Source organism: Methylobacterium sp. R2-1 (genome assembly GCF_014191355.1).
Classification (GTDB): domain Bacteria; phylum Pseudomonadota; class Alphaproteobacteria; order Rhizobiales; family Beijerinckiaceae; genus Methylobacterium.
In genome coordinates, this window is the sequence record NZ_JACHWM010000003.1 from 103252 (window position 1) to 127874 (window position 24623).

Genomic DNA, 24623 nt, shown 5'->3' on the forward strand with positions numbered 1-24623 from the left:
GGAACCGATGGCTGACGAGTCGAACAAGGCCTTTCCAGCAAGTCCAATGACGCGGGTGCCCTTTGCCCTTATGCTAGCCAGCACCGCGGGCGCGGCCGACTCGATCGGCTTCCTCGAATTCTCTCAGCTCTTCATGTCGTTCATGAGCGGCAACACCACGCGCTTCGGTGTGGCCGTGTCCGGCTTCGATTGGGACGGAACCACGCGCTTTGCCAGCGTGATCGCCCTGTTCTGCTTCGGCGCCTTCATCGGCACCTTGATCGCGGCCTGGTCCGGCCGATTCCGGCTCTCGGTGCTGCTCATCATCCAGGCGGTTTTGTTCGCCATCGGCCTGCTCGTTCCTTTCGGCACGACGGCATTTCCGCTTCATGCCTACCCGATCGTGCTGGCGCTCGGCATCCAGAACGCGACGCTTCAGGACGAGGCGGGCCGCAGCCTCGCCATCACCTACGTCACCGGAACGGTGGTGCGCTTCGGCGCAGGTGTCGCCAACCTGATCCTGCACAAGCCGGCCCCGTCCTTCTGGCTGCAGGCGCCGCTCTGGGGCGCGCTCAGCACCGGCGCCGTCGTCGGCGGCTTCCTTCACGGATGGTTCGGCGAGCGGGCCTTCCTGTTTCCGGCCGGCCTTGCCGCCCTGTTGGCTGTGGTCTCGCTCGTCCTGACGATCCTGCTCAAGGACACGCATTACGTTTCGGGTATCGCGGCCCCGCAGCCCGACGCGCATCCGGAGGCGAAACCGACGGCGGTCGCTCCCGCGGCCGGCTGACGTCGTCATCCATCGTCGCCAGGGCCGCCGCGCAGCCGCTTGACGCCGCTGCGGTGGCTCTTCTCGTCGAGGCGCCGCTTCTTCGAGGCCAAGGTCGGCCGCGTAGCGCGGCGCGGCGTCGGCGGCACCGCGGCTTCCGCGACCAGCGCCGCGAGCCGCTCGCGGGCATCCGCCCGGTTGCGCTCCTGCGTGCGGAAGCGCTGGGCGGTGATGATGAGCACACCCTCCCCCGTCAGGCGGCGGCCGGCGAGCCGCATCAGCCGCACCGCCACGGCATCGGGCAGGCTGCGCGAGCGGCGTACGTCGAATCGCAGCTGCACCGCGGTCGAGAGCTTGTTGACGTTCTGCCCGCCCGGACCCGAGGCACGCACGAAGCTCTCCTCGATCTCGGCCTCGTCGATCGCGATCTGCGGCGTGCAGTGGAGTGCCACGACCGTCGCCCTCCCCTGTCCGCGGCCCGGCCTCAGCCCGCCTCGCCCGGGGTGCGCGCGCGCACCGCCAGGGCGTGCAGCCCGCGCTTAAAAGCGTCGTCGAGAAGCCCGTTGACGAGCCTGTGGCGCTCGACCCGGCTCTTCCCTTCGAACGCCGCCGACACGACATCGAGCCGGAAATGGGTCTCTCCCTCCGGCCGCGCTCCGGCATGACCGGCATGCAGGTGCGACTCGTCCACGACATCCAGCGCGGTCGGCGCCAGTTCGGCGTCCAAGCGCTCGGCGATCCAGTCCTTCAGGGTCCCGGTCATCGTTTCCTCGCTGCGAACGGCAGTGCTTGGGGTGTCACTTGGGGTGTCACTTGTCTGTGTGTCGGACCGACTGGCCCGGCACGAAACCGGCTTGAGAACGTCAACCCCGGATCGACGCATGCGGCATCAGGCCCAACGGCCTTTTCGTCGGCGCGTCCGCCCCTCATAATCGGCCCGTCATGGATCTCAACTCGCCGCTGTTCGACCGCATCCGCATCAAGCCGACCTGTGACGATCCCAAGCAGGGAACGAAGGCGGGGGCGCGGGCCGGTGCGCGGACGGGTGCCGGCGCCGGCGCCGCCACGGCCGAAGCGGGCTGCGAGGCGCAGGGCTGCACCCATCCGGGTCTCTACCGCGCGCCCAAGGGCCGCAAGCAGGAGGGGCAGTACTGGCGCTTCTGCATCGACCACGTGCGCGCCTACAACGCCGCCTACAACTACTTCGACGGCATGAACGATGCCGCGGTCGAGGCCTACCAGAAGGACGCGATCATCGGCCACCGGCCGACATGGTCGATGGGCATGAACGCGGCCGCCGGCGCGGCCGAGGGCAAAGCAAAAGGGGCGAAGGGGGCAAAGGGGAGCCAGCCCGAGGCCGAGCGCGACTGGGCCTATGCCGACCCGCTCGGCATCCTGCGGGCCAACGGCCTTGGCGGTGCGAAGAGCCGACAGGCGCCCCAAGAGCCGCAGCGACCGCGCCACTCGGCAGCGGTGCGCAAGGCGCTCGACATCATGGGTCTCGACGAGAACGCCGACACGGCGGCGATCAAGGCTCAGTACAAGACCCTGGTGAAGCGCTTCCACCCGGATGCCAACGGCGGCGACCGCTCCTTCGAGGATCGCCTGCGCGACATCATCCGCGCCCACGACGTGTTGCGTGCCGCCGGGATGTGCTGAGTACGCCGCCGCTCTGCCGGGTCGATCCGTGTCGGTTCCGGTACGGGAGATGCGTGCGGCCCTTGCGCCGGGCGCCGGTCCGTCCGGCGGCGGGTGGGGCAGCAAATGTCCGTGCGCGCCCTATATCCATACGATACCGCTTCTTTGCGAAGCCGGCTTCCCCGGATGAACTGTCCTTCTGGCCGAACCCTCTTTCTGGCAGAGCCCCCTTGGCGATGCCGAGGGGCGGCGATTAAGGAAGACATCCGCCCGCTTCCGGTCGGGCTGCCCGGCAGGTGAGTTGACGACGAAAATGCGCGGTCGCGCGGGCTTACGCACGCTCCCGGCCGCCTCGATGAGGTTCCGTATGCTGTCCGACGATACGCCCGCTTCCTTGCCCGACCGCCAGGTTTCTGTCCGCGAGGTGTTCGGCATCGACCTCGACCTCAAGGTGCCGGCCTATTCCGAACCCGAGGAGCACGTGCCGGATCTCGATCCGGACTACATCTTCGACCGGGAGACGACGCTCTCGATCCTGGCGGGCTTCGCCCGCAATCGCCGCGTCATGGTCACCGGCTATCACGGCACCGGCAAGTCGACGCATATCGAGCAGGTCGCGGCGCGGCTGAACTGGCCCTGTATCCGGATCAACCTCGACAGCCACGTCTCGCGCATCGACCTCGTCGGCAAGGACGCCATCGTCCTGAAGGACGGCAAGCAGGTCACCGCCTTCCAGGACGGCATCCTGCCCTGGGCGCTGCAGAACAACGTCGCCCTCGTCTTCGACGAGTACGATGCCGGCCGCCCCGACGTGATGTTCGTGATCCAGCGGGTGCTGGAGCTGTCCGGCCGTCTGACGCTGCTCGACCAGAAGCGCGTCATCCGCCCGCATCCGGGCTTCCGCCTGTTCGCCACTGCCAACACCGTGGGCCTGGGCGACACGTCCGGCCTCTATCACGGCACCCAGCAGATCAACCAGGGCCAGATGGACCGCTGGTCGATCGTCACCACGCTGAACTACCTGCCGCACGACCGCGAGGTCGACATCGTGCTCTCGAAGTCGCCCCACTACCGGAGCGACGGCGGGCGCGACACGGTGAACCGGATGGTGCGCGTGGCCGATCTCACCCGCAACGCCTTCATGAACGGCGACCTCTCGACCGTGATGAGCCCGCGCACGGTCATCACCTGGGCCGAGAACGCCGACATCTTCCGCGACATCGGCTTCGCCTTCCGGGTGACCTTCCTCAACAAGTGCGACGAGCTGGAGCGGCCGCTGGTGGCCGAATTCTACCAGCGCGCCTTCGGCAAGGAGCTGCCCGAGAGCGCGCTGAACGTCGCTCTGAGCTGATCGAGCGGCCGTCCCCGCGCTGGCACGCGTTGGGGACGGCGCTGATTCCCCGGTATCGCGGCACTGCCCCGGCCGGGCCTTCGAACTCGAGTCCGGTGGCGTCCGCGAAGATATGGCCCTGACCAACCGTCCCAAGACCGGCGATCGCAAGGAACCCGGCGCCGAGCCGCTGAAGCGCTCGGTAGCCGGTTGCCTGCGTGCCATCGCCAAGCGGCCGGACATCGACGTCACCTATGCCAGCGATCGGCCGGCGCTGATCGGCGACAAGGCGCGCCTGCCCGAGCCGACCCGGCGCATCACCGCGGAGGACGCGGCGATCCTGCGCGGGCACTCCGACTCGATGGCCCTGCGCCTCGGCTGCCACGACGCGAGCGTTCACCGCCGGCTGGCCCCCGACAATGCCGCCGCCCGGGCGGTCTACGATGCCGTCGAGCAAGCTCGCGTCGAGGCGATCGGCTCGCGCCGGCTGGACGGCGTGGCGGCCAACATCACCGCGATGCTGGAGGACCGCTACCACCGTGGCGGAAAGTACGAGAACATCACCGACCGGGCCGACGCGCCGATGGAGGATGCCATCGCGCTGATGGTGCGCGAACGCCTGACCGGCCAGAAGCCGCCGCCGGCCGCCGCCCGGATCGTCGATTTATGGCGCGAGCATATCGAGGCGCGGGCGGGCAAGAACCTCGACGGGCTGCTCGGCACGATCGAGAATCAGCGCAGCTTCGCCCGCTCGGTGCGCGATCTGCTCTCCTCCCTCGACATGGCGGATGAGACGCCCCTCGATCAGGACGACGAGAGCGACGAGGACGAGAACCAGGCGCAGGACGACGAGCAGCAGCCGAGCGAGGGCGAGGCCGAGGAGCAGAGCCAGGGCGACCGCGCCGAGATCGAGGTGACCGACGAGGCCACCGACGAACTCGACGAGGGCGCCACCGAATCCGCCGACGCGCCCTCGGGCGAGTTGCCGGAGGAAGCCGAAGACGCGGAGTCGGAGGAGGCGTCCGAATCCTGGCGTCCGCCGAGCCAGCGCGGCAATGAGCGCACCGGCCCCGATTACAAGGTCTACAACCCGCGCTTCGACGAGATCGTCGAGGCCGAGGATCTGTGCGACGCCGAGGAGCTGACGCGCCTGCGCAGCTATCTCGACAAGCAGCTCGCCCACCTCCAGGGGGTGGTCGGGCGCCTCGCCAACCGCCTGCAGCGCCGCCTGTTGGCGCAGCAGAGTCGCGCCTGGGACTTCGATCTGGAGGAGGGCCAACTCGACCCGGCCCGTCTCGTTCGCGTCGTAACCGATCCGTTCCAGCCACTCTCCTTCAAGCAGGAGAAGGACACGGACTTCCGCGACACCGTGGTCACACTGCTGCTGGACAATTCCGGTTCGATGCGTGGGCGCCCGATCACCGTGGCCGCGACCTGCGCCGACATCCTCGCGCGCACGCTGGAGCGCTGCGGCGTGAAGGTCGAAATCCTTGGCTTCACCACCCGAGCCTGGAAGGGGGGGCAGTCCCGCGAGGCGTGGCTCGCCGGCGGAAAGCCGCCCTCTCCCGGTCGCCTCAACGACCTGCGCCACATCATCTACAAGTCGGCCGACGCCCCCTGGCGCCGGGCTCGGAAAAACCTCGGGCTGATGATGCGCGAGGGTCTTCTGAAGGAGAACATCGACGGCGAAGCGCTGGACTGGGCCCACAAGCGCCTGCTCGCGCGGCCCGAGCAGCGCCGAATCCTCATGGTGATCTCCGACGGCGCGCCGGTCGACGACTCGACGCTTTCGGTCAATCCCGGCAACTACCTCGAGCGCCACCTGCGCTACATGATCGAAGAGATCGAGACCCGCTCGCCGGTCGAACTGCTCGCCATCGGCATCGGCCACGACGTGACGCGCTACTATCGCCGCGCCGTGACGATCATCGATGCCGAGGAACTCGGCGGCGCGATGACGGAAAAGCTCGCGGAGCTGTTCGAGGAGGATGCCGGCCAGTCCCGCGGCGGGGGAATGCGGCGCGTGGCCGGACGGCGCTGACGATTGCGTCCGGGAGGTGAGCCGTCCGTCCGGGCGCTGGATTCGTAAAGCCTTCCGAGACCGCAACGGCGGTGCCACCGCGGAGACCGGCGCAAAGGCCAACCCTTGCCCGAGCAGGAAGTATCAGCGGGATCCGTCAGGGCATCCGCCCCGCCTCAACTCGGGCCTCAGGATCATGCGGCCTTCGTAGCCGTCGAATCCGCCGCTATACGTGAACCGGTTCAGCGCGAGCTTCCGCCGTCTCTCCAGTGAAAGGTCGCCCTCGCGTTGCGGGGGGCTCGGCTCTCCGAAGCGGCGACGCGCTTGTTCCGGTCGGGTGCTGTACGGCTTCGGCATTCGCGATGGTCCATTCGAGCCTTAAGGTCAGTCGGGGCGTGCGGGCCCCAAGGAGTGCCGGCTTCACGCTACAGCAGGTAGGGCAATCCGGCTCGCGTCAGAACGGACTGACCGGAAAAAACCGTAGATAAAGCTCGGCGTATTTCCCGTCGTCCCACACCCGCTGCAGTGCATCGTCGAGGGCGCGGGCCAGTGCCGCGTCCTCGGTGCGGGTGACGAAGCCGATGCCTTCGCCGAAATAGCGATTTTCCAGGTAGTCGCCGCCGGAATAGGCACAGCACCCCTCCGCCTCCTGGCCGTTCAGCCAGAGCGCGAGGCTGAGACCATCGGAGAACAGGTAGTCGACCTCGCCGCGCTTGAGGGCGCTCTCAACTGCAGAGAGATCGGTGAAGGTTTTTCGCGTCGCCTTGGGAAAATAGGCCTTCAGGTAGGCCTCGTGGGCGCTGCCCTCAACGACGCCGACATTCCGCCCGGCGAGGGTGGCCGCGGATGGTGCGGGCAGGCTGCGATCCTTGCGGGTGATGAAGCGGGCGGGCCAACGGAAATAGGGCCGCGTCGCCAGGAAGCGCGCGCGCAGTCCCGCAGTCAGGGGCACGGCGGCGGCCACCACGTCTCCCTGCTTGTCGGCGAGTGCGTCGAGCAGGGTGTCGAAGCGGCGTGCCTGCACCGTACAGCTGATCGCCAGCCGCTCGCAGACCGCGCGGGCGAGCTCCACGGCAAAGCCCGTCGGCGTTCCGTCGGGCCCCGCGAAATGCAGCGGCGGGAACTCGTCATCGGTCATGAACCGCACGGCTCGCCCGGTCTGCGGCGCCTCGACACGCTCGCCGCGGGCCCGCGGATTCCAGAAATTCGGAATCGTCGCGACGGGCGGTTCCGCCGCGGCAGTGGTCGACGGTTGTTGTGCCTGTGCAACGCCTGCGAGCAGGTTGATCAGGACGCCACCAATCGCGGAGAGCAAGATCCGCCGAGATCTTGACGCAGGGGTTGAGGAAGCGGAGCGATACACGTTCATGGAAAGGTCGGAGCCCATACCTTTCCCTAGCACGGCATAGGGCTGCGGGGAGCCGCCCCTGTTCGACCTCGCTGATCGCCGTGACACCGAAACGCCTCCCATCCAAGCCAGAGCGGTCGCGATCGGAGGAATCGCGGCCCGGTCGGCCGAAGCTACAGCCTCGGTTTCCAAGGGCTGGCCAGCGGAAATCGCCTTTCTCGCCGACGAAGGCGTGTCGCCGAAGACGCTGAATCGGGCTTGCGCCATCGCCCGCCGCTGCGGGACGGATGCAGCGACGGCCCTTCTCAACGAAGGGCTCCTCTCCGAGGAAGCGTTCTATAAGGCACTGGCCCGACGCCTCAAAACCCCGTTTCTCGGCGGCTCTATGCGGTTGGGCGATGGCCTGCTCTACCCGCACAGCCTCGTCATCGGCGCCGCGCCGCTGGCTCCCGGTTCCGCCGCCCGCGTTGTCGCCGCCCCGCGCGGCGCAGCGGTCGCCCGGCTGATCCGGGCAGCGGCGCGCCTAGAATACAGGCCCGCCATCACGACGCCGACATGCCTCAGGCAGGTGGTGTTCGCCCGGCACGGCGACAGCATTGCCACCGAGGCCTCCGAAGCCTTGGAGCATCTGAGGCCCGACTGGTCTTGCCGTCCGGGACCGCAGGCGTTGGATTTGGCGCTCGTGGGCACCGTGCTTGCCCTGCTCGTCGCTCTCGTGCGCCTTCCCAGCGTCATCGGCTTCATCCTTTTGACGCTGATCCAAGCCCTGATGCTGGCTCTGCTCACCTTCCGCCTCGCGGCCGTCGGCACGAGTGTGGCTCAGCTGGGGGGACCGCGACCCGTGCTCCTCACCGATGCGAGGCTTCCGACCTACACCGTGCTCGTCGCCCTCTACCGGGAGGCGGCGGTGGTGCCACGCCTCGTGCGGACGCTGGCGCGGCTCGACTACCCGGTATTATGCAGCAACCTCACCTAAAAACGTTGAGGTGAGATGATGGTTTCTCTCTCCTCCCGCCCTTTCCTCATCCACTCATCTCTCTTCCCCTTGTCATGGGGGCGAGAGTTGGTACTTATGAGGGTACCAGAGGGTGTTGCCGTGCCTGATTCGCAGCCGCAAAGTCCTGTTCTCCTTACCCTTGAGAGCGTTCTACGCCTCAAGGAGGAGCGCGACTCTGTGGCTCGTGAGCATGAGGCTTTGGCGAAGCGCCTGGAGACCCTCAACGCCAAGCTCGCTGCTGCCTCTCTTTTTATGCCGCCTCAGATGAAGGCGGCTTTGGCGGTTGATGGCGAGGGCGATGAGGAAGGAGGAGGCCCAAACCGGGGCCGCAAGTGGGCGCCAACCATTCTGAGTATCCTCGGCGACTCCAAGTACGGGCTGACGACAGCTGATCTTATGCAGCGGCTCGAAGGCCATCCCCTTGAGCAAGATGTCGGCCCATACGGTGGCGCGCTCTATAACGCCATGCGCAAGATGATCGGAAGGGGTGAGATAACAAAAAAGGGAGACTATTACTGCCTTCCCTGGCAGACCAAGCCGCCAACCGCACCTGAACATGACCGCGGATCGATAAGGCCAGCAATTCTGCGCATTATCTCTGAACGCGGGCCGATCAAAAGCGCAGATATCCTTTCTTACCTGATGAGCAACGACCCCGCTATTGCCAGTGGCATGAAGCGAAGCACTGGCGCATTCTATAAGTCGCTTAGCGTGCTTATTAGGGATGGTAAGATCATCAAGGAGGGCAAGCTATATCGCGTGCCCTCTAAAGAGAATGAGCCGTCCGACGGTGGTGCGTCGGACGGCTCAGATGCCGGCTCAGTCGGAGCACGCTCTGGCGTGTTCGGCTGAGCTACCCGTCCCACCCCGCGTCCGGAAGGCGCCAACAGAGGAGAACGTCATGGTCGGCAACCATGGGCCCAGAAGAGCCTGATGACCCGGAGTCGGTGCTGGTAACACCGGCTCCGGGTCGAACCTTGCAGCCAATCACCCGGTTTGGACGGGAGATCCGAATGCGAGGCCCAGCAGCTTCAAAATCGCATCTCTGGAGCTTTCGTTCAAGCCGGTCCCTCCAATTCGCCTGTATGGCGTAAAGGACCGACTATGACTCACGAGTTCCCCTGCGATCACACCACCGCCTGCCACATCCTCCACGCCGTCCTGGTGCTGCGGTGGAGCCAGTCGCGGGCTGCGTTCTACTTCTGCGTCAACGGCGGCACGGTCTCTAAGATCGTGCGCGGCCTCTCGCATCACGGGGCCTCGCCGCTTCCGTTCTGATCCTTAGCGCCGGGGTTGCCTACAAAGGCGATCCCGGCCGGATCATCGTTCAAGACGATCCCGGCTTCCTCAAAGGCACGCCGCATCGCCAGCAGGTTGTTGGTGATCGGCGTGCGTAAGCCGTTCTCAAACTGCCGGATCGTGCTCAGCCCGATATTGGCGCGTTGAGACAGGTCGCCCTGCGACCAGTCCAACCAAGCTCTAGCTGCGCGGCAGTGCTGAGGTGTCATTGCACCGAAGAGATAGCGCGTGAGGCATTTTGCGTCAAGGCGACTAAAAGAGTTGACGTGCGCTCAACTGCACCATAACAATCACCTCAACGCAAAACGTTCAGGTGGCCGCTGTGGCTCAGCACTTCCTTCTCTCCCGCGCCGCCCGCTCTCTCAGCCTCGCTCAAGTCGCGCGGATGACTGATGAGGCGGCTTGGGAGACGTTCAAGGCGATCCGGTGGGCCGAGACTGACGGTGCCCCCTTCTGCCCGCGCTGTGGCTGCCTCAAGCACTCCTTCATCGCCACCCGCAAGCTGTTCAAGTGCGCTGGTTGCCGCCACCAATATAGCGTCACGAGCGGGACCATCTTCGCCAGCCGCAAGCTGCCGATCCGCGACCACCTGCTTGCCATCGCTATTTTCTCGAACGGCGCCAAAGGGCACAGCGCGCTCCAACTCAGCCGCGATCTCAACGTCCAGTACCGGACGGCCTTCGTCATGGCTCACAAGCTGCGCGAGGCTGTGGCGGCTGAGACAGCCGACGCTACCGTGTCTGGCACCGTAGAGGTGGACGGTGCCTATTTCGGCGGGCACGTCCGTCCAGAGAACATGAAGGCGGATCGGCGCGACCGCCGCCTTGCCGAGAACCAGACGGGCAAGCGTCGCGTCGTCGTCGTGATCCGCGAGCGCAAGGGCAAGGCGCTTACCTTCACCTTCCGCACCGAAGCTGAGAGCGTGGAGACGATTGAGGCGCGCGTCGCCTCCGGCTCTGTCGTCCATGCCGACGAGGCGAAGGGGTGGGATCGGCTGCACAAGTCGTTCAAGACCCATCGCATCAACCATCAGGTCGCCTACAGCGCCGACGAAGCCTGCACCAACCAAGCCGAGTCGTTTTTCTCTCGCCTCCGTCGGTCGGAGATGGGCGTTCACCACCACATCGCCGGTCCGTACCTCGCCGCCTACGCCGCTGAGATGGCGTGGCGCGAGAACTACCGCCGCGTCAGCAACGGCGGGCAGTACCAGATGATTGCGGGCGCTTCGCTCCGTCACCCGCCGTCTCATGTGTGGAAGGGCTACTGGCAGCGCCACCACCTGCCGAAGGGAGCCGCCTAATGGCACTCCCGCAGATCGTCACCACGCTTCAAGCCAAGCGCAACGAGATCGAGGCGCACATTGCCGAGTTGCGCCGGCAGATTGAGAAGGCAGAGCGCGACTTGTCCAGCGTTACGGCCGTTCTAGCGCTCTATGAGGTATCGCCTGAGACGCAGACGCGCTTTCCAGCCTACGCCCACCTCAACCGGCTGTTTGCCTATGGAGAGATGTTCAAGCTCTGCAGGCAGGCAATTGAGGAGGCAGGCAAGCCTCTCAACACGCGGGAGATCGCGCTGGCCGTAATCCGTATGAAGGGATGGGACGAGGGCGACATGCAGCTTCGCAAGGCCGTGGCCTACCGGCTGATTCAATCCCTTGGAACGGCTGTACGGCAAGGGCGAATTGCCGATGCCGGTCGCGAGAAGAATGTACGGGTGTGGCGGTTGCTAAGCGTCTAATTACCTAATTTATTTAAATACTGATGCGAGCGACGCATTCTGCGTCAGGCGCACTTTAACCTTCTCCGACGACGCCTTGTCTATAACATCATCGGCCAAAAGCTGGTCTATTATAATCTCTATTACTTCGTCCTTGCGGTTGCGCACGGCAACCGCGTTGATTCGGTTTCTTATTTCCTCGCTCGGTACGCCATCAAGGTCTTCGATCTTGATCTTCTTCTTGGCGGCATCGGCCTTCTTGTCATCTATTACGGCGACGCTTTCTTCTAAAATCGAATTTAAAAGTTTCTTCCACTCGCTGTCCGTCTTATTTTTAGGAGCCCAATCTTCGGTCCCGACGCGAGAATAAAGATTCCCTATGAGCCATCCGAGTTTCGACTGAAACCCCAGTTCCAGCGCAAGCCTGCGCGATGACAAACAGACGTCATAGTGCTCAGATCGAACGCTGATGGCGAGGCGCAGATAAGCACATGAGCGTTCTGCAACGCCATGCACAGGATCTTCGTGCAAGTAAAAATATTCCGGATGATTATTATTGAGTAATCGTTCTATGAACATCAGAACGCGGTCCCTGCTGCGGCTGCCAATCGCCTCCGCCGCGACTAATAAAGATGACTGATATTTTTTAATTTCTCGATCCAACACGCCAGTAAATGGCTTAATGGCGCATAAACCAATATATTCGGCACCGACACCGTCCTTGCGGCGGACTAGATCGCAAGACTGTGTCGCAACGAGATATCCCGTAAATTTAGCATTGGCATAGTAAGGATGATATTTTTCTATAAGAGCTTTAAGCTCTGCAGTGGGAGCCAATATATCCCCCTGCTGCAAATCTTCGGCTGAGTCCGGCTTTCTATAAGTGAAATGCATAATACGAGGCTATTTATTCCCAATCAGTTGACTTAAATACAATCCGGCCATTCGCAATCAGATTGTTTCGCCTCTTGCGAGACGCAGCAACGTCATATGTAAAACTAAATTTTCGTGCAGCTCCTATTCTCAGCGTCAAAGCAAATAAAGCTCCTTCTTGTTCTTCGGGAAAAGAAGACACACGCCCAGCTTCGACAACAATGTGCGTCGGCCGCGAGGCCCCTTCCGGAATACCAATTTCTGTATCAATTTGACGCTTACGCATCTTCATCATCCTGAACAGTAAGATCGTAAATAGTGGAGAGCAGATCTTCCGATCTATGACGCAAGCCTACTGTGTGGCCGCGAAGGGCCTCAAGAGCGACGGCGGTGTCATTTGTCGGCACATGATAGTTGAGCGCAATACGAGACGCGGTTCCCTCAAGCTGAGATATGATTAGATTTAACTGCCGGTCGGCAAAATCGATTTCCCTTCTGATCCGAGTCTTTTTGATCGCAAGCCCGTAATCCGCTAATTTGGATGAGTCGCTAATGTTGAAGAGCTTTGCGATTGTCAGGGGCGTTTCGTCTTCTATGTACGTAAAATTGATTCCAAGCGCAGTTATAGGCGTGATCGGCAGCGCCTGCAACAACTTACATGCTGCATCCTCAATCGACTGCAATGAGGCGTCTTCCGTGTCATTGACAGAAAATATGACGTTATTCGGCTGCGGAACAAATGACAAATTATCAAATCTATATCTTATATTGGCCTGCATACCGTTGAGGACTAAATCAATTTCTGCATTTTCTTTCCCGAATATTTTCTCAGTGACCCATTCAGGATTGAGGATCTCCATATTCCACCGTCCGGCTAGGACGATTGTCCAATTCGACAGAAGCGGCTTCATGGTGGCGTATCCACATCGGGAGGCAGATTGAGGTCGCCGGCTAAGACCACGGAACCGGCGAGGCGTGCGAATGTTCAGCGATTATGGTTAAGCTCGCCTTAACTATTTCTGGGCAAACAATCAACCTGAACGCTTATGGGTGAGGTTGCTGCATAATACCGCGACTACCCGGCGGCCAAGCTCGACATCAAGTTCCTGCTGGAGGCCGACGATACGGAGACGGCCGCCGCTCTCCGCTCGGTGCCGTTGCCGGCCCGGTTCGAAGTTGTGACGGTACCCGACGGCCAACCGCGTACCAAGCCGCGGGCGCTGAACGCGGCCCTGCCTTTGGCGCGAGGCGAGCACCTCGTCGTCTACGATGCGGAGGACGTGATCGAGCCCGACCAGCTCCGGCGCGCGGCCACGCTGTTTGCCCAATCCCCCTCGACCGCCTGCCTGCAGGGGCGTCTGGTCATCGACAACGAGGCGGATGGTATTCTGCCCCGCCTGTTCGCGATCGAGTACGCCGCCCTGTTCGATGTGCTGGCCCCGGCGCTCGCCGCTTGGCGGATGCCGATCCCGCTCGGAGGCACCTCGACCCATTTCCGGACGCGCGTGCTCCTCTCGCTGCACGGCTGGGATGCCTGGAACGTCACTGAGGATGCTGATCTCGGTCTTCGCTTGGCGCTGGCGGGCTACCGTGTCGGCGATCTGCCGAGTTCCACGTACGAGGAGGCACCGAAACGTTTGAAGGCATGGCTGCGCCAGCGGGCGCGCTGGATGAAGGGCTTTCTCCAAACGAGCTTCACCCACGGGCGTCGCCCGCTTACCGTCTGTCGCCGTCTTGGGGCGGCGGAGAGCCTGTGTGCCCTGGCCTTCGTGCCCGGCACCGTCGTCTCGGCTCTGTTCTACCCGTTCCTGATGGCGGGCAGCCTCGGGGAACTGTTCCTCGCCCCAGCGGACAGCACAATCCTGGCCCATCTCACACGGGCGGCGGCCTGGACCGTCTTCTTCGCCGGGCTCGCGGCGATGTGGCTGCCCGGCTTCGCCGGCTGTCTGCGGCGGGGCTGGCGCGATCTCCTACCCTGTGTCCTCCTGCTGCCGTTCTACCAACTGCTGGTCAGCCTCGCGGCGTGGATGGCGATGATCGAGTGGCTGCGCGATCCGCATCGCTGGAACAAGACCGAGCATGGGTTGGCCCGCACCTCCCGTACAGGGGCGCTCGGGCGACGCCCGTCCGGTGCCGCCGCGGTCAGATCCGCTTCGACAGCTCCGCTGCCGTCTCCGCTGCCGGACGGTTCAGGTTGACCGCGCCGACGAAGCCGTTGCGGGCGTCCATCAGGTAGACGAGGGCGGTGTGCTCCATCGTGTAGTCGCCGTTCTGGCTCGGCACCTTCTTGGCGTAGGCGCGGAAGGTCTTGATCGTCGCCGCCACCTGCTCCGGGCTACCGGTGAGGCCGACGATGCGCGGATCGAAACTCGACAGGTAGGTCTTGAGCGATTCAGGTCTGTCGCGCTCAGGGTCAACGCTGACGAAGGCGACCTTCAGCGCGTCCGCCTTGGGCCCGAGCGCCGCCAGCACGTCGCTGATCTGCTGGAGCGTGGTCGGGCAGACGTCGGGACAATGGGTGAAGCCGAAGAACATCAGGTAGGGCTTGCCGACGAAGTCGCGCTCGCTGACCGTCGCCCCGTCCTGGTTCACCAGGGTGAAGGGCCCACCGATGCCGCTCGGGCCGCTCTGCGGATGCTGCGGCACCAGCGTCATCACCAGGGCGACCGAGATCGCCACGAGGCCGGCGACGAAGGCAGCAAGCGGCAGGAGAACGCTGCGGGACGGACGACGCATGGGGTCCTCGAAGGCGTCTTCGTGAAAGCGGCCCGACGGGCGAGCCGGCCGCGCGAGAAAGATCCCGAGATCCGCTGCATCGCCGGAGGCGCGGCAGCCTCGGATGTCGGGGCGCCGTCCCTCACATCACAGAGCCGGGGCATGCTGCAAGCCCGCGCGACGCCGCAAGGCCTTCGGTCTCGCGGTGCGTGTGCAAGACGTTCAGGAGGCTTCCGCCCGGATCTCGACGCTCTGTTCCGCGCCGCGGGCATTGTGCCGACGCAGGGCCTCGCCGACCATCAAGAGGGCCGGTCCTTCGAGGTCCGAGGCCTCGATTCGCCCGGCGAGGTCGGCGGCGGTACCGGCCACCGTCGCTTGCTTCGCGCGGGTGGCATTGAACACCACGAGGGCCGGCGTCTCGGGAGCGAGCCCTTCGGCCACCGCCCGCTCCAACAGGGCGCGCAGTGTCCGCTTGGGCATGTAGACGATGGTGGTGACGCTTTTGTCGGCGAGTGCGCCCCAGTTCAGATCCTCCGGCAGCGCCCCGCGCCGGTCGTGGCCGGTGACGAATTGCAGGCGCCGGGCCGCATCCCGATGGGTCAACGACACGCCGAGCGCCGCCGCCGCGCCCTGCGCCGCGCTGACGCCGGGAACGATGGTGCAGGGAATGCCCGCGGCCTCGCAGGCCTCGATCTCCTCGCCGGCCCGACCGAAGACGAGCGGGTCGCCGGATTTCAGGCGCACCACCTGCTTGCCGGACTTCGCAAGCGAGACCATCAGCGCGTTGATGTCGTCCTGCCGGCAGGACGGACCGTGGCCGGTCTTGCCCACCAGCATGGTCCGGGCCTCGCGGCGGGCGTAGTCGAGGATCTCGGGGGCGACGAGGTCGTCGTAGAGGATCACATCGGCGTTACGCAGCGCCCGAAGGGCCTTCAGGGTCAGCAGTTCGGCATCGCCCGGCCCGGCGCCGACCAGGGTCACCGCGCCGCCCATGGGCAGTGCTTCCGTTTGACCCAGCAGGTCGACGAGGTCGGCCTCCGTCGGCGCCCGGTCCGGCTCGGCGAAGGCGCGGTCCGTGAAGCGCTCCCAGAAGCCGCGCCGCTCGGAAAAGCCGTGGAAGCGGGCCGAGACCGCCTCGCGCCAGTCGCGGGCGGCGGCGACCCAGTGCTTGAAGCCGCGCGGCAGCATCGCCTCGATGCGTGCCCGCACGGTCTGCCCGAAGACCGGAGCGGCGCCCTCGGTCGAGATGCCGACGACGAGCGGCGAGCGGTTGACGATGGCGCCGAACTTCACGTCGCACAGGTGGGGCCGGTCGACGGCGTTGACGATCGCGCCGGCCGCCCGCGCCGCCGCGACGAAGGCGATGCAATCCTCCTCATCCTCCATGGCCCCGATGGCGAAGGCCGCGCCCCGCAGGTCGTCCGGGGTCCAGCGCCGCTCGTGCAGCGTCACCGATCCGGCGGCGATCTCGGCCGGCACGCCGCGCAGTTCCTCGCTCGGCTCCTCCGCGTAGACATCGACCCGGGCGCCGGCGGCGGCGAGCAGCTTCACCTTCCAGGGAGCGCCGCCATTGGAGCCGGCGAGCACCGCCCGCTTGTCCTGCAGCGGCACGAACACGGGCAACACCGCCAGCGGCTCGAGGCCGGCGCGGGTTTCACGGGGTTGGCGGGGCGTGCTCATGAGGATGTTTCGCGTACGCTTCTCGTGATACCGGCCGTCGTGCATTCGACGAGGGCCGGTCTTTTCCCCCGTGAAGAGGGGGAAAGGACGTAAAAGGTGCCCCTACGCGGCGCTGCGCGCAAGCGCCGGTGAGAGAAGCTTGCGGATCTCGGGAATGCACGAGCCGCAATTCGTTCCCGCCTTGCAGGCCGCGCCCACCGCCTCGACCGTACCGGCTCCGGCCGCGATGGTGGCGTTGATGACGTCGAGGCCGACGCCGTGGCAGGCGCAGACCACCGGACCGGCCGAGGCGGTCGCCGCCCGGCCCGAGAGCAGGGTGCGCCGGTCGATCGCCTCGATGTCGGGGGCGGCAAACACCTGTTTGGCGAGTTCCCAGTCCGGCCGCCGGTCCCCCGGCGCCACGGCGAGGGCTGCGACGAGGCGGTCGTCGCGGTAGACGGCGCAGCGATAGAGCCCGCGGGCGTGATCGACGTACTCGGCCAGCTCGTGGCCGGGGAATAGGCCGCGCACGGACAGCGCCATTTCCCGCGAGCCCTCCTGGGTCGCGAAGAGCAGGCCCGATCCGCCGGAGACGGTCGCCCGCGCCCACCACCAGCCGGCGGGGGCTGCCTGGGCGTCCCGCGTCAGCAGGTAGCCGCGGGAGCGGTAGGCCACGGCTTCGACGGAGGCCGGCGTCGCCTTCAGTTCGGGCTGGCCCGAGACCGGATCGGGGATGCCGCGGGCGAGCGCCGCCGCGCGCCCGTTCGAGGCGGTCATGTCGCTCCAGTGCATCGGCGCGAAGATCGAGCCCGGCAGAACGCCGTCCGTCACGGTCACTTCGAGGATCGCGCTGCCGAGATCGGTGGTCACGCGGGCAAATCCCCCGTCGCTCAGGCGGAAGCGGGCCGCGTCATCGGGGTGGATCTCGACGAAGGGCACGGCACGGTGGGCCGAGAGGCGTTGGCTTTTGCCCGTGCGGGTCATGGTGTGCCAGTGGTCGCGGATGCGGCCGGTGTTGAGCACGAGCGGGCGCTCGGCGGTCACGGGCTGCGCCAGCGCGGGCGGCTGCACCGCGACGAAGCGGGCGCGCCGGTCGAAGGTGTAGAAGCGCCCGTCGGCGAAGAGGCGGGCGCGGCCCTTCTTCGCGTCCGGCCCGCGCTTCGGCACCGGCCACTGCATCGGCAGATGGGCGTCGTAGGCGCGCCGATCGATCTCGGCGAGGCCGCCGAGGTCGAAATCGCGGCTGCCCTCGTTCTCGAAGGCCGAGAGCGCGGCGTGCTCGCGGAAGATCTCGACGGCCGAACCGTAGGCGAAGGCCTCGCCGTGGCCAAGGCGGCGGGCGACGTCGCAGAGGATCGCCCAATCGGCCCGCGCCTGTCCCGGTGCCTTCAGGAAGGCGCGCTGGCGCGAGATGCGCCGCTCGGAATTCGTCACCGTGCCGTCCTTCTCGCCCCAGGCGAGCGCCGGCAGCAGGACGGTCTTCTTCGCCGTGGCGCGGGCGCTGTCGCTGGTCGCGACCGCCTCCGAGACGACGTAGAGATCGAGCCCCTTGATCGCCTCGCGGATGTGGTCGGCCCGCGGCATCGAGACGACGGGGTTGGTGCCGATCACCCAGAGTGCCTTGATCTTCCCGCGCTCGATCGCCTCGAACAGGGCGACCGCCTTCATTCCCTCGCCGGTGATGATGTTGGGTGCATTCCAGAAGCGGCGCACCCGGTCCACCTCCTCGGGCGCGAAGTGCATGTGGGCGGCCAGCATGTTGGCGAGCCCCCCGACCTCGCGCCCGCCCATGGCGTTGGGCTGGCCGGTGAGCGAGAGCGGGCCCATGCCGGGCTGGCCGATCCGCCCGGTGGCGAGGTGGCAGTTGATGATGGCGTTGCCTTTGTCGGTGCCCTGCGCCGACTGGTTCGCCCCCTGGCTGAAGGCGGTCACGACCCGCTTCGTCCGAGCGAACATCTCGAAGAAGGCCTGCACGTCGGCTTCCGCGAGACCCGTCGCGCGGGCGGTGGCGGCGGCGTCCGGCGCGATCTGCCGAGCACGCTCCAGGGCGCCCTCGAAGCCGGCGGTGTGCTCCTCGATGAAGCGCCCGTCGAGCTTCGCCTGCCCGGCCAGATAGGCGAGCAGGCCGGAGAACAGTGCGGTGTCGGTGCCGGGCCGGAGGCCCAGATGGAGGTCAGCCTCCTCGCCGGTCTGCGTGCGGCGGGGATCGACCGTGACGATCTTGGTGCCGCGGTTCTTGCGCGCATCGACCATGCGGCGGAACAGGATCGGGTGGCACCACGCGGCGTTGGAGCCGACGAGCACGATCAGATCGGCCTCGTCGAGATCCTCGTAGCAGCCGGGCACCGTGTCGGAACCGAAGGCACGGCGATGGGCGGCGACCGCCGAGGACATGCACAGCCGCGAATTGGTGTCGACATGCGGCGTGCCGAGGAAGCCCTTCGCCAGCTTGTTGGCGACGTAATAGTCCTCCGTCAGGATCTGGCCCGAGAGGTAGAAGGCGATCGCGTCCGGCCCGTGCTGCTCGGCGATCCGCCGGAGGCCGCCGGCGACGGTGCCGAGCGCGCCCTCCCAGGTCACGGTCTGCCCGTCGACGGTCGGAGCGAGCAGCCGGTCGGCGAGATCGACGGTCTCGCCGAGCGCCGAGCCCTTCGAGCAGAGACGGCCGAAATTCGCCGGATGCTCGGGATCGCCGGCGATCGCGACGCCGCCCTTCCCGTCCGGCGTCGCGAGCACGCCGCAGCCGACACCGCAATAGGGGCAGGTCGTCTTCACCGCAGGCGCGGCGAGATCGGGGGCGGGCTGAGACATCACGAATCCTCGGCGGATTTTTTCGTCGCAGGGACGTTTCGCCGGGGGTCGCAAAAGTCGGGCCGACCGCCCTCACGCCACCCCAGGGTGACCGAAAGGCCGAGCCGTCTCAGGCGGTTCGGCCGGCCTTCGTCTGCTATCCTCGGCGGCGCTTGCCGCCGCGTGGACATCCGCCGGCCCGGCCTCAGATAACCACAAGAGAACGTTCAGGGAGGGAAGTCATGAGCGAGACCGCGAGCCCCGCCGCCGAGCGGATCGAGCCCGCCACCGCCGAGCAGGCCGACAAGGCCGGCACGCCCCTGCGGGTGACCGCCACGCCCGCGGCGCTCGAACTGATCGAGGAACTCAAGTCCGAGTACGGTCCGGTGATGTTCCACCAGTCCGGCGGCTGCTGCGACGGCTCCTCGCCGATGTGCTACCCCGTCGGCGACTTCATCACGAGCGACGGCGACGTGCATCTCGGTCGGGTCGGCGGCGCGGACTTCTTCATCTCTCGCTCCCAGTTCGAGGTCTGGAAGCACACCCACATCATGCTCGACGTGGTGCCCGGCCGCGGCGGCATGTTCTCGCTGGAGAATGGCCGCGAGAAGCGCTTCCACATCCGCTCGCGCCTGTTCACCAGCGCCGAGAACGAGGCGCTGTCGGGAGCCTGTCGGTTGTAAGTGCGGGTCGTCAGCGCAGGCTGATCTCCGTGCGGCTTTCCGCGGCGAGGCGCAGGTCGTGCTCCTTCCCTGCGTCGAGCGGCGCGAGGCTTGCCGTGTTGTCGCACAGGGCGCCTGCGGCGTCAGTGCTGAAGCTACCGTCGAGGAGGCCGGGGCGGCTGGTCCCGTCGGCAGGGAACACCCGCCATGCCACGATGCGCGGACCCGCCTCGCCCTCGCGCGGCGGAAGCAGCGCGGCGTAGGGCTGGCACAGATCGTCCTCGGTGACGAAGATGCAAGTGGCGACCCACGCCGTGCCGAAGACGAGTCCGAGATCAGTGCGGGCTTCGCAGGTCAGCGTTCCCGTCACCTTGCCCTCCCCGGTGGCATCGGTCGTGCGGCGTCGGCGGCGGTGGCGAGGGGTGTGGCGATAAGAGCGGCGAGGATCGTGGGCATGGAAACGGCTCCGCATGGAGCGTTCGCCTCCCCTGGGAAGCGTTGCCGTTAACCATGATCGGCCCTTGTTGCCGGCCGATGTTGTGGCGATGCCCGATTGCTTCGCCGGACACCGCCGTCACGCAATGAAGGGCTGAGCTTAGTCCTCGCGGCGCAGGGCGTGGAGGGAGAACAGCCCGTCCGGATCGGTCCAGGCCTCGAGCGAAGCCCAGCCGGCGCGGGCGGCGAGCGCCCGGAAGCCGTCGAGGGTGTATTTGTAGCTGTTCTCCGTGTGGATCGATTCGCCCTCCGCGAAGGCGAAGCTGCGGCCGGCCACGCGCACCGTCTGCGCCCGTCGGCTGACGAGATGCATCTCGATGCGCGAGGCGGCCTCGTTGAAGAAGGCCCGGTGCGCGAAGCTGTCCGGGTCGATTTCGCCGTCGAGTTCGCGGTTGATGCGGGTGATCAGGTTGAGGTTGAACGCCGCCGTGACGCCGGCCGCGTCGTCGTAGGCCGCCTCCAGCACGGCCCGGTCCTTCACGAGGTCGACGCCGAGCACCAGCATCGCGCCCGTGCCGAGGATGCGCCCGAACACGTCGAGAAGGTGGGCCGCCTCACCGGGCTCGAAATTGCCGATGGTCGAGCCGGGAAAGAAGCCGGCGAGCGCCCGGCCCTTGAAACCTTCCGGCAGGGTGAAGGGGCGGGTGAAGTCGGCGACCACCGGCTCGACGGTGAGATCGGGGAAATCGCCGCGCAGCGTCTCGGCCTGCTCGCGCAGAAAGTCGCCCGAGACATCGACGGGGAGATAGGCCGAGAGCCCCGGCAGGTGGCGCAGCAGGCGCCGCAGCTTGGCGGTCGAGCCGCTGCCGAACTCGACGAGCGCCGCGCCCTCCGGCAGCAGCGCGGCGATGTCGGGGCCGCGCTCGTCGAGGATGCCGAGTTCCGTCCGGGTCGGGTAGTATTCCGGCAGGGCGGTGATCTGCTCGAACAGGGCCGAGCCGGCCGCGTCATAGAAATACTTGGCCGGCAGCGCCTTCGGACTTGCGCCGAGCCCGTCCCAGACATCGGCCAGGAACAGGCCGTTCTCGGACATGGGAGCGGCGGGGCTGGAGGCCGTCAGGCGGGGATCGATCGTCACAGGCTTACTCCGGGACCGCGGGAGGGTGGGCGAGGCGGGTGATCAGCCTCGCGCGTCGGCGAGCCGCAGGCCGGTGAACTGCCAGCGCTGGTGCGGGTAGAAGAAATTGCGGTAGCCGGCCCGCGCATGTCCGTCCGGCGTGGCGACCGAGGAGCCGCGCAGCACGTACTGGCTCGACATGAACTTGCCGTTGTACTCGCCGAGCGCCCCCGCCACCGGCCGGTAGCCCGGATAGGGGCCGTAGGCGCTGCGGGTCCATTGCCAGACGAGGCCGAAGGCGTCGTCGATCAGGCCGTCGCGTGCGGCGACCTCCCACTCGGCTTCCGTCGGCAGGTCGCGGCCCGCCCAGCGGGCATAGGCGTCGGCCTCGAAGTAGCTGACATGGGTCACGGGCACGTCGGGATCGACGGCCTTGCGGCCGGCGAGCGACATCATCGACCAGCCCTCGGAGTCCCGCCGCCAGTATCCCGGTGCCTCCCAGCCCTCGCGCTGCAGCCAGAGCCAACCCTCGTTGAGCCATAGCTCGGGCCGGGCGTAGCCGTCATCCGCCATGAAGGCGAGCCAGTCACCGTTCGTCACGAGGCCACGGTCGATGGTGCTGCCGAGCATGAGCACGTCGTGGCGCGGGCTCTCGTTGTCGAAGGCGAAGCCCTGGCCCGCGTGGCCGATCTGGGTGATGCCTCTTTCGAGGGCAGCTTTGCCAGCACTTGCCTGCGCGGCACGCATCGTCCAGCCGGAATCGTAGACTGGATCGAGCGGGTTCTGCGCGAAAGCGTGCAGGATATCGGTGAACATCAGCTCCTGATGCTGCTGCTCGTGGTAGAGGCCGATCTCCAGGATCGGCAGTGCCCGCCCCAGCGCGTCGTCGGAGGTCTCGCGCAGCCACACCGTCACCGCGCGATCGACATGGGCGCGGTAGGCGGCGGTCTCCTCCGCGGTCGGCCGGGTGATCATCCCGCGCATGAAGCGCGGCTGCCGGGGCCCGGCTTGCACGTAGTAAGAATTGAACAGGTAGTGCAGGCGCTCGTCGTAGAGGGCGTAGCCCGGCAGGTGCTCGCGCAGCAGGAACTGCTCGAAGAACCATGTCGTGTGTGCCCGGTGCCACTTGGTCGGGCTCGCATCTTCCATCGACTGGATCTGCTGATCCTCCGGCGAGAGCGGGGCGGCGCGGCGCTCGGTCTCGTCGCGGACGGTGCGGAAGGCCGCGATCCAGGCGTCGCGGTCGATCGGGCGGGCTTCGAGCGGGGGCGGCGGGAAGGCCGCGCTGCTCTCCGAATGGGTGAGACGTGCTGCGCCGGCTGCCATTGTTGGAATCTCTTCCTCCGTTGCGCGGCGGAAATAGACGCCGATTGCCTTATGACAACGTCGAGACCCGCCAAGCTGTTCGTCGCACCCCGTGTCGCACCTCTCGCTGCCCCCTGCGAAGCGCGGCCTTTTTGCAGCCGCAGTGAGGTGTCCTTAACCGTCGCCGCCGGACACTCGCCGCCCCAAGGTTTCCATGGATGCGCGAGCCTAAGGCGGCGGTCATGCGGATCGATCTAATGGCAGGGGCGACCCTTTCGGCGGCATTGCCGGCGCGGAACGTGCAGCCGGTCATCCTCGTCTTCGATTCCGGCCTCGGCGGCCTCACCGTGCTGGAGCAGGTGCGCCGCGCCCGTCCGGACGCAGCCTATGTCTACGCGGCGGACGACGCGGCCTTCCCTTACGGTGCGCTGACCGAGGATCGGCTGGTGGCGCGGGTGATCGCGGTGATGGAGCGGCTGCTGACGCGCCACGCCCCCGACCTCGTGGTGATCGCCTGCAACACCGCCTCGACCCTGGTGCTGCCGGTCCTGCGCCAACGCTTCGTCACGCCCTTCGTCGGCGTGGTGCCCCCGATCAAGCCGGCCGCAGCGCTGACCCGCACGCACCTCGTCTCCCTGCTCGCGACCCCCGGCACGGTGGCACGGGCCTATACCCACGACCTCGTCCGGAATTTTGCGGCAAACTGCGCTGTGACGCTGGTGGGCTCCAAGAACCTCGCGGGCTATGCCGAGGCCGAGATGGCCGGTGAACCGGTCTCGGACGCGGCGATCCTGGCCGAGATCGAACCCTGCTTCGTGGAGGGGATGGACGGCCGGCGCACCGATGTTGTGTGCCTCTCCTGCACCCACTACCCGCTGTTGCTGCCCCGGTTCGAGCGCCTCGCCCCCTGGTCGGTCACGTGGATCGACCCGGCTCCGGCCATCGCCCGCCGGGTGATCCAGCTTCTCGGCGAGATGCCAGTGCAGGCACCCGACGCGCCGCCCGCGCGTGCCGTGTTCACCGGTGGGGCCGGGCTGACTCCGGCCCTCGGCCATTCACTCGGGCGGCGGGGACTTTCCGAGACGATGATCGAGGCGATGCCGCTGGCGGTGAACTGAGGCGAGCCGTCACCGCGATTCGCGTGGTGCCAACTCCTCCGGCACCAGCGTCGCCGCATCCTGCCGCGCCACGATCTCGGCGAGACCGACCGGCGAGAAATCCCAGGCATCCACCCCGACGTCGCAGGAGCGGGTGGTGTCGGCCAGCGTCGCATGGGTGTGGCCGTACAGGTGCCGGGTCTCGCGCCACAGGCCCGGCCAGGCCCGATGGGCGTAATGCGCCAGGAACAGCCGCCACGTCCGGCCCGCCTCATCCACCACAGCGATCCGGGCGCTTTCCACCGGCGGTTCGGCCCACGGCAGATCGAGCACACGATTGCTGTCGTGGTTGCCGCGCACCAGCCGTTTGATGCCGTTCAGCCGCGCGAACACCGCGGCGCAATGCTCGCGGCTCGCACGGGCCGCGAAGTCGCCGAGATGCCAAACCTCGTCCGCCGCCTGCACGCGCGCGTTCCAGCGGGTGATCAGCTCCGCGTCATGCGCCTCCACCGAGGCGAAGCCGCGCCGTCGGCGCTCGACGAGGTGGGCGTCGCCGAAATGCGTGTCGGCGATGAAGAAGGTAGCCATGCGTTCTTCACGATGATGTGAGACAAGGCGGCGAGCCGAGGCAACCGGAACGTCCGATGGCTCGGCCGGTCTCAACCCGTCTCAACGCACCGCCCGCCGCCCTGTCTCCGCGGCCGAGCGTGACAGAAGGTACAATGATGCCCATCGGCCGGCCGTACACGCGCGAAGGGATCGGCGGTCTCGGCGGATGGGCCGAAGGCTGCAGCATTTTTCCGAGGACTCGTGGCGAAGTGTCACTCGGGTTGCTCGGTGCACTTGCTTAAACGTGCTAGCGCCGCTGCTATGCCGG

General features: G+C 66.5%; 25 protein-coding genes and 1 pseudogene. 12 read left to right on the plus strand and 14 right to left on the minus strand.

What is annotated here, in order from left to right:
• The first annotated feature begins 7 nt into the window (after window positions 1-7).
• On the plus strand, window positions 8-766 hold the full coding sequence (locus FHU13_RS05315) for a YoaK family protein (RefSeq protein ID WP_183434846.1): 759 nt from the start codon (window positions 8-10) through the stop codon (window positions 764-766).
• Between the two features lie 5 nt (window positions 767-771).
• On the opposite strand, the gene arfB is transcribed toward FHU13_RS05315, so the two are convergent.
• Together arfB and FHU13_RS05325 are read right to left on the minus strand one after the other, a co-directional pair.
• Entirely contained in the window at window positions 772-1197 is a 426-nt protein-coding gene (gene arfB / locus FHU13_RS05320) for an alternative ribosome rescue aminoacyl-tRNA hydrolase ArfB (RefSeq protein ID WP_183434847.1), read from the minus strand.
• 32 nt (window positions 1198-1229) lie between these two features.
• A complete protein-coding gene (locus FHU13_RS05325) occupies window positions 1230-1508 on the minus strand; it encodes a BolA family protein (protein ID WP_183434848.1) in 279 nt (92 codons plus the stop codon).
• Between the two features lie 179 nt (window positions 1509-1687).
• Between FHU13_RS05325 and FHU13_RS05330 the strand changes: the two genes are divergently transcribed.
• The 3 genes from FHU13_RS05330 to cobT all read left to right on the plus strand — a co-directional run bounded on the left by FHU13_RS05330 (window position 1688) and on the right by cobT (window position 5754).
• Window positions 1688-2404, plus strand: coding sequence for a J domain-containing protein (locus FHU13_RS05330; RefSeq protein WP_183434849.1), 717 nt, complete (start codon window positions 1688-1690; stop codon window positions 2402-2404).
• A 346-nt stretch (window positions 2405-2750) separates the two neighbouring features.
• The gene (gene cobS, locus FHU13_RS05335) at window positions 2751-3734 is read left to right on the plus strand and encodes a cobaltochelatase subunit CobS (RefSeq protein ID WP_183434850.1); all 984 of its coding nucleotides are present in this window, start codon (window positions 2751-2753) and stop codon (window positions 3732-3734) included.
• A 112-nt stretch (window positions 3735-3846) separates the two neighbouring features.
• On the plus strand, window positions 3847-5754 hold the full coding sequence (gene cobT, locus FHU13_RS05340; RefSeq protein WP_183434851.1) for a cobaltochelatase subunit CobT: 1908 nt from the start codon (window positions 3847-3849) through the stop codon (window positions 5752-5754).
• A 433-nt stretch (window positions 5755-6187) separates the two neighbouring features.
• Here cobT and FHU13_RS05345 read toward each other — a convergent pair whose 3' ends face one another.
• Complete coding sequence (locus FHU13_RS05345) at window positions 6188-7120, minus strand: transporter substrate-binding domain-containing protein (RefSeq protein ID WP_183434852.1); 933 nt, start codon at window positions 7118-7120, stop codon at window positions 6188-6190.
• Window positions 7121-7313: 193 nt separating this feature from the next.
• Between FHU13_RS05345 and FHU13_RS05350 the strand changes: the two genes are divergently transcribed.
• The 3 genes from FHU13_RS05350 to FHU13_RS05360 all read left to right on the plus strand — a co-directional run bounded on the left by FHU13_RS05350 (window position 7314) and on the right by FHU13_RS05360 (window position 9356).
• Window positions 7314-8057 carry a hypothetical protein gene (locus FHU13_RS05350; protein WP_183434853.1) on the plus strand — a complete coding sequence of 248 codons (744 nt, stop codon included), beginning with the start codon at window positions 7314-7316 and terminating at the stop codon, window positions 8055-8057.
• Between the two features lie 120 nt (window positions 8058-8177).
• A complete protein-coding gene (locus FHU13_RS05355) occupies window positions 8178-8930 on the plus strand; it encodes a hypothetical protein (RefSeq protein WP_183434854.1) in 753 nt (250 codons plus the stop codon).
• A gap of 252 nt (window positions 8931-9182) precedes the next feature.
• Complete coding sequence (locus FHU13_RS05360) at window positions 9183-9356, plus strand: hypothetical protein (protein WP_183434855.1); 174 nt, start codon at window positions 9183-9185, stop codon at window positions 9354-9356.
• Here FHU13_RS05360 and FHU13_RS05365 read toward each other — a convergent pair.
• Window positions 9329-9586, minus strand: coding sequence for a helix-turn-helix transcriptional regulator (locus FHU13_RS05365; protein WP_183434856.1), 258 nt, complete (start codon window positions 9584-9586; stop codon window positions 9329-9331). The genes FHU13_RS05360 and FHU13_RS05365 overlap by 28 nt on opposite strands.
• Before the next feature lie 113 nt (window positions 9587-9699).
• Between FHU13_RS05365 and FHU13_RS05370 the strand changes: the two genes are divergently transcribed.
• Window positions 9700-10677, plus strand: coding sequence for an IS1595 family transposase (locus FHU13_RS05370; protein ID WP_409518478.1), 978 nt, complete (start codon window positions 9700-9702; stop codon window positions 10675-10677).
• Window positions 10677-11114, plus strand: coding sequence for a hypothetical protein (locus FHU13_RS05375; RefSeq protein ID WP_183434857.1), 438 nt, complete (start codon window positions 10677-10679; stop codon window positions 11112-11114). The genes FHU13_RS05370 and FHU13_RS05375 overlap by 1 nt, the downstream gene beginning before the upstream one ends.
• Before the next feature lie 9 nt (window positions 11115-11123).
• Here the strand turns inward: FHU13_RS05375 and FHU13_RS05380 are convergent, their stop codons facing one another.
• Genes FHU13_RS05380 through FHU13_RS05390 form a run of 3 tightly spaced genes read right to left on the minus strand, consistent with a single transcriptional unit; the run spans window position 11124 to window position 12877 of the window.
• Window positions 11124-11987 (minus strand): hypothetical protein, encoded by an 864-nt coding sequence (locus tag FHU13_RS05380; protein ID WP_183434858.1) that lies wholly within the window; start codon window positions 11985-11987, stop codon window positions 11124-11126.
• 13 nt (window positions 11988-12000) lie between these two features.
• Window positions 12001-12252 carry a hypothetical protein gene (locus FHU13_RS05385; protein WP_183434859.1) on the minus strand — a complete coding sequence of 84 codons (252 nt, stop codon included), beginning with the start codon at window positions 12250-12252 and terminating at the stop codon, window positions 12001-12003.
• Window positions 12245-12877: a hypothetical protein gene (locus tag FHU13_RS05390; protein WP_183434860.1), complete on the minus strand. Its 633-nt coding sequence runs from the start codon at window positions 12875-12877 to the stop codon at window positions 12245-12247. The genes FHU13_RS05385 and FHU13_RS05390 overlap by 8 nt, the downstream gene beginning before the upstream one ends.
• A 162-nt stretch (window positions 12878-13039) precedes the next feature.
• Here FHU13_RS05390 and FHU13_RS05395 point away from each other — a divergent pair.
• A pseudogene (locus FHU13_RS05395) lies at window positions 13040-14164 on the plus strand (glycosyltransferase family 2 protein); the annotation flags it as partial.
• Here the strand turns inward: FHU13_RS05395 and FHU13_RS05400 are convergent.
• The 3 genes from FHU13_RS05400 to FHU13_RS05410 all read right to left on the minus strand — a co-directional run bounded on the left by FHU13_RS05400 (window position 14109) and on the right by FHU13_RS05410 (window position 19151).
• Entirely contained in the window at window positions 14109-14702 is a 594-nt protein-coding gene (locus tag FHU13_RS05400; protein ID WP_183434861.1) for an SCO family protein, read from the minus strand. The pseudogene FHU13_RS05395 and the gene FHU13_RS05400 sit on opposite strands and share 56 nt — an antisense overlap.
• Window positions 14703-14903: 201 nt before the next feature.
• Window positions 14904-16361 carry a siroheme synthase CysG gene (gene cysG / locus FHU13_RS05405; protein WP_183434862.1) on the minus strand — a complete coding sequence of 486 codons (1458 nt, stop codon included), beginning with the start codon at window positions 16359-16361 and terminating at the stop codon, window positions 14904-14906.
• Between the two features lie 102 nt (window positions 16362-16463).
• Window positions 16464-19151, minus strand: coding sequence for a nitrate reductase (locus FHU13_RS05410; protein WP_183434863.1), 2688 nt, complete (start codon window positions 19149-19151; stop codon window positions 16464-16466).
• A 221-nt stretch (window positions 19152-19372) separates the two neighbouring features.
• On the opposite strand from FHU13_RS05410, the gene FHU13_RS05415 reads away from it, so the two are divergent.
• The gene (locus FHU13_RS05415) at window positions 19373-19813 is read left to right on the plus strand and encodes a DUF779 domain-containing protein (RefSeq protein ID WP_183434864.1); all 441 of its coding nucleotides are present in this window, start codon (window positions 19373-19375) and stop codon (window positions 19811-19813) included.
• Between the two features lie 10 nt (window positions 19814-19823).
• Here FHU13_RS05415 and FHU13_RS05420 read toward each other — a convergent pair whose 3' ends face one another.
• From FHU13_RS05420 to egtB, 3 genes are all read right to left on the minus strand, one after another.
• Window positions 19824-20162 (minus strand): hypothetical protein, encoded by a 339-nt coding sequence (locus tag FHU13_RS05420; protein WP_183434865.1) that lies wholly within the window; start codon window positions 20160-20162, stop codon window positions 19824-19826.
• 225 nt (window positions 20163-20387) lie between these two features.
• Entirely contained in the window at window positions 20388-21365 is a 978-nt protein-coding gene (gene egtD, locus FHU13_RS05425; protein ID WP_183434866.1) for an L-histidine N(alpha)-methyltransferase, read from the minus strand.
• A gap of 42 nt (window positions 21366-21407) precedes the next feature.
• Window positions 21408-22670, minus strand: coding sequence for an ergothioneine biosynthesis protein EgtB (gene egtB / locus FHU13_RS05430; protein WP_183434867.1), 1263 nt, complete (start codon window positions 22668-22670; stop codon window positions 21408-21410).
• Between the two features lie 221 nt (window positions 22671-22891).
• Here egtB and murI point away from each other — a divergent pair, with 221 nt between their 5' ends.
• Window positions 22892-23767, plus strand: coding sequence for a glutamate racemase (murI, locus tag FHU13_RS05435; protein ID WP_183435101.1), 876 nt, complete (start codon window positions 22892-22894; stop codon window positions 23765-23767).
• 9 nt (window positions 23768-23776) lie between these two features.
• On the opposite strand, the gene FHU13_RS05440 is transcribed toward murI, so the two are convergent.
• Window positions 23777-24334, minus strand: a complete 558-nt coding sequence (locus FHU13_RS05440) for a metallophosphoesterase family protein (RefSeq protein WP_183434868.1) — start codon at window positions 24332-24334, stop codon at window positions 23777-23779.
• Window positions 24335-24623: the final 289 nt, after the last annotated feature.

Bases quoted from the DNA above. Each gene is read 5' to 3' on its own strand.
- FHU13_RS05315 (WP_183434846.1), top strand. From the start codon at position 8: ATGGCTGACGAGTCGAACAAGGCCTTTCCAGCAAGTCCAATGACGCGG.
- FHU13_RS05325 (WP_183434848.1), bottom strand. From the start codon at position 1,508: ATGACCGGGACCCTGAAGGACTGGATCGCCGAGCGCTTGGACGCCGAA.
- FHU13_RS05330 (WP_183434849.1), top strand. From the start codon at position 1,688: ATGGATCTCAACTCGCCGCTGTTCGACCGCATCCGCATCAAGCCGACC.
- cobS (WP_183434850.1), top strand. From the start codon at position 2,751: ATGCTGTCCGACGATACGCCCGCTTCCTTGCCCGACCGCCAGGTTTCT.
- cobT (WP_183434851.1), top strand. From the start codon at position 3,847: ATGGCCCTGACCAACCGTCCCAAGACCGGCGATCGCAAGGAACCCGGC.
- FHU13_RS05345 (WP_183434852.1), bottom strand. From the start codon at position 7,120: ATGGGCTCCGACCTTTCCATGAACGTGTATCGCTCCGCTTCCTCAACC.
- FHU13_RS05360 (WP_183434855.1), top strand. From the start codon at position 9,183: ATGACTCACGAGTTCCCCTGCGATCACACCACCGCCTGCCACATCCTC.
- FHU13_RS05365 (WP_183434856.1), bottom strand. From the start codon at position 9,586: ATGACACCTCAGCACTGCCGCGCAGCTAGAGCTTGGTTGGACTGGTCG.
- FHU13_RS05375 (WP_183434857.1), top strand. From the start codon at position 10,677: ATGGCACTCCCGCAGATCGTCACCACGCTTCAAGCCAAGCGCAACGAG.
- FHU13_RS05380 (WP_183434858.1), bottom strand. From the start codon at position 11,987: ATGCATTTCACTTATAGAAAGCCGGACTCAGCCGAAGATTTGCAGCAG.
- FHU13_RS05385 (WP_183434859.1), bottom strand. From the start codon at position 12,252: ATGCGTAAGCGTCAAATTGATACAGAAATTGGTATTCCGGAAGGGGCC.
- FHU13_RS05390 (WP_183434860.1), bottom strand. From the start codon at position 12,877: ATGAAGCCGCTTCTGTCGAATTGGACAATCGTCCTAGCCGGACGGTGG.
- FHU13_RS05400 (WP_183434861.1), bottom strand. From the start codon at position 14,702: ATGCGTCGTCCGTCCCGCAGCGTTCTCCTGCCGCTTGCTGCCTTCGTC.
- cysG (WP_183434862.1), bottom strand. From the start codon at position 16,361: ATGAGCACGCCCCGCCAACCCCGTGAAACCCGCGCCGGCCTCGAGCCG.
- FHU13_RS05410 (WP_183434863.1), bottom strand. From the start codon at position 19,151: ATGTCTCAGCCCGCCCCCGATCTCGCCGCGCCTGCGGTGAAGACGACC.
- FHU13_RS05415 (WP_183434864.1), top strand. From the start codon at position 19,373: ATGAGCGAGACCGCGAGCCCCGCCGCCGAGCGGATCGAGCCCGCCACC.
- egtB (WP_183434867.1), bottom strand. From the start codon at position 22,670: ATGGCAGCCGGCGCAGCACGTCTCACCCATTCGGAGAGCAGCGCGGCC.
- murI (WP_183435101.1), top strand. From the start codon at position 22,892: ATGCGGATCGATCTAATGGCAGGGGCGACCCTTTCGGCGGCATTGCCG.
- FHU13_RS05440 (WP_183434868.1), bottom strand. From the start codon at position 24,334: ATGGCTACCTTCTTCATCGCCGACACGCATTTCGGCGACGCCCACCTC.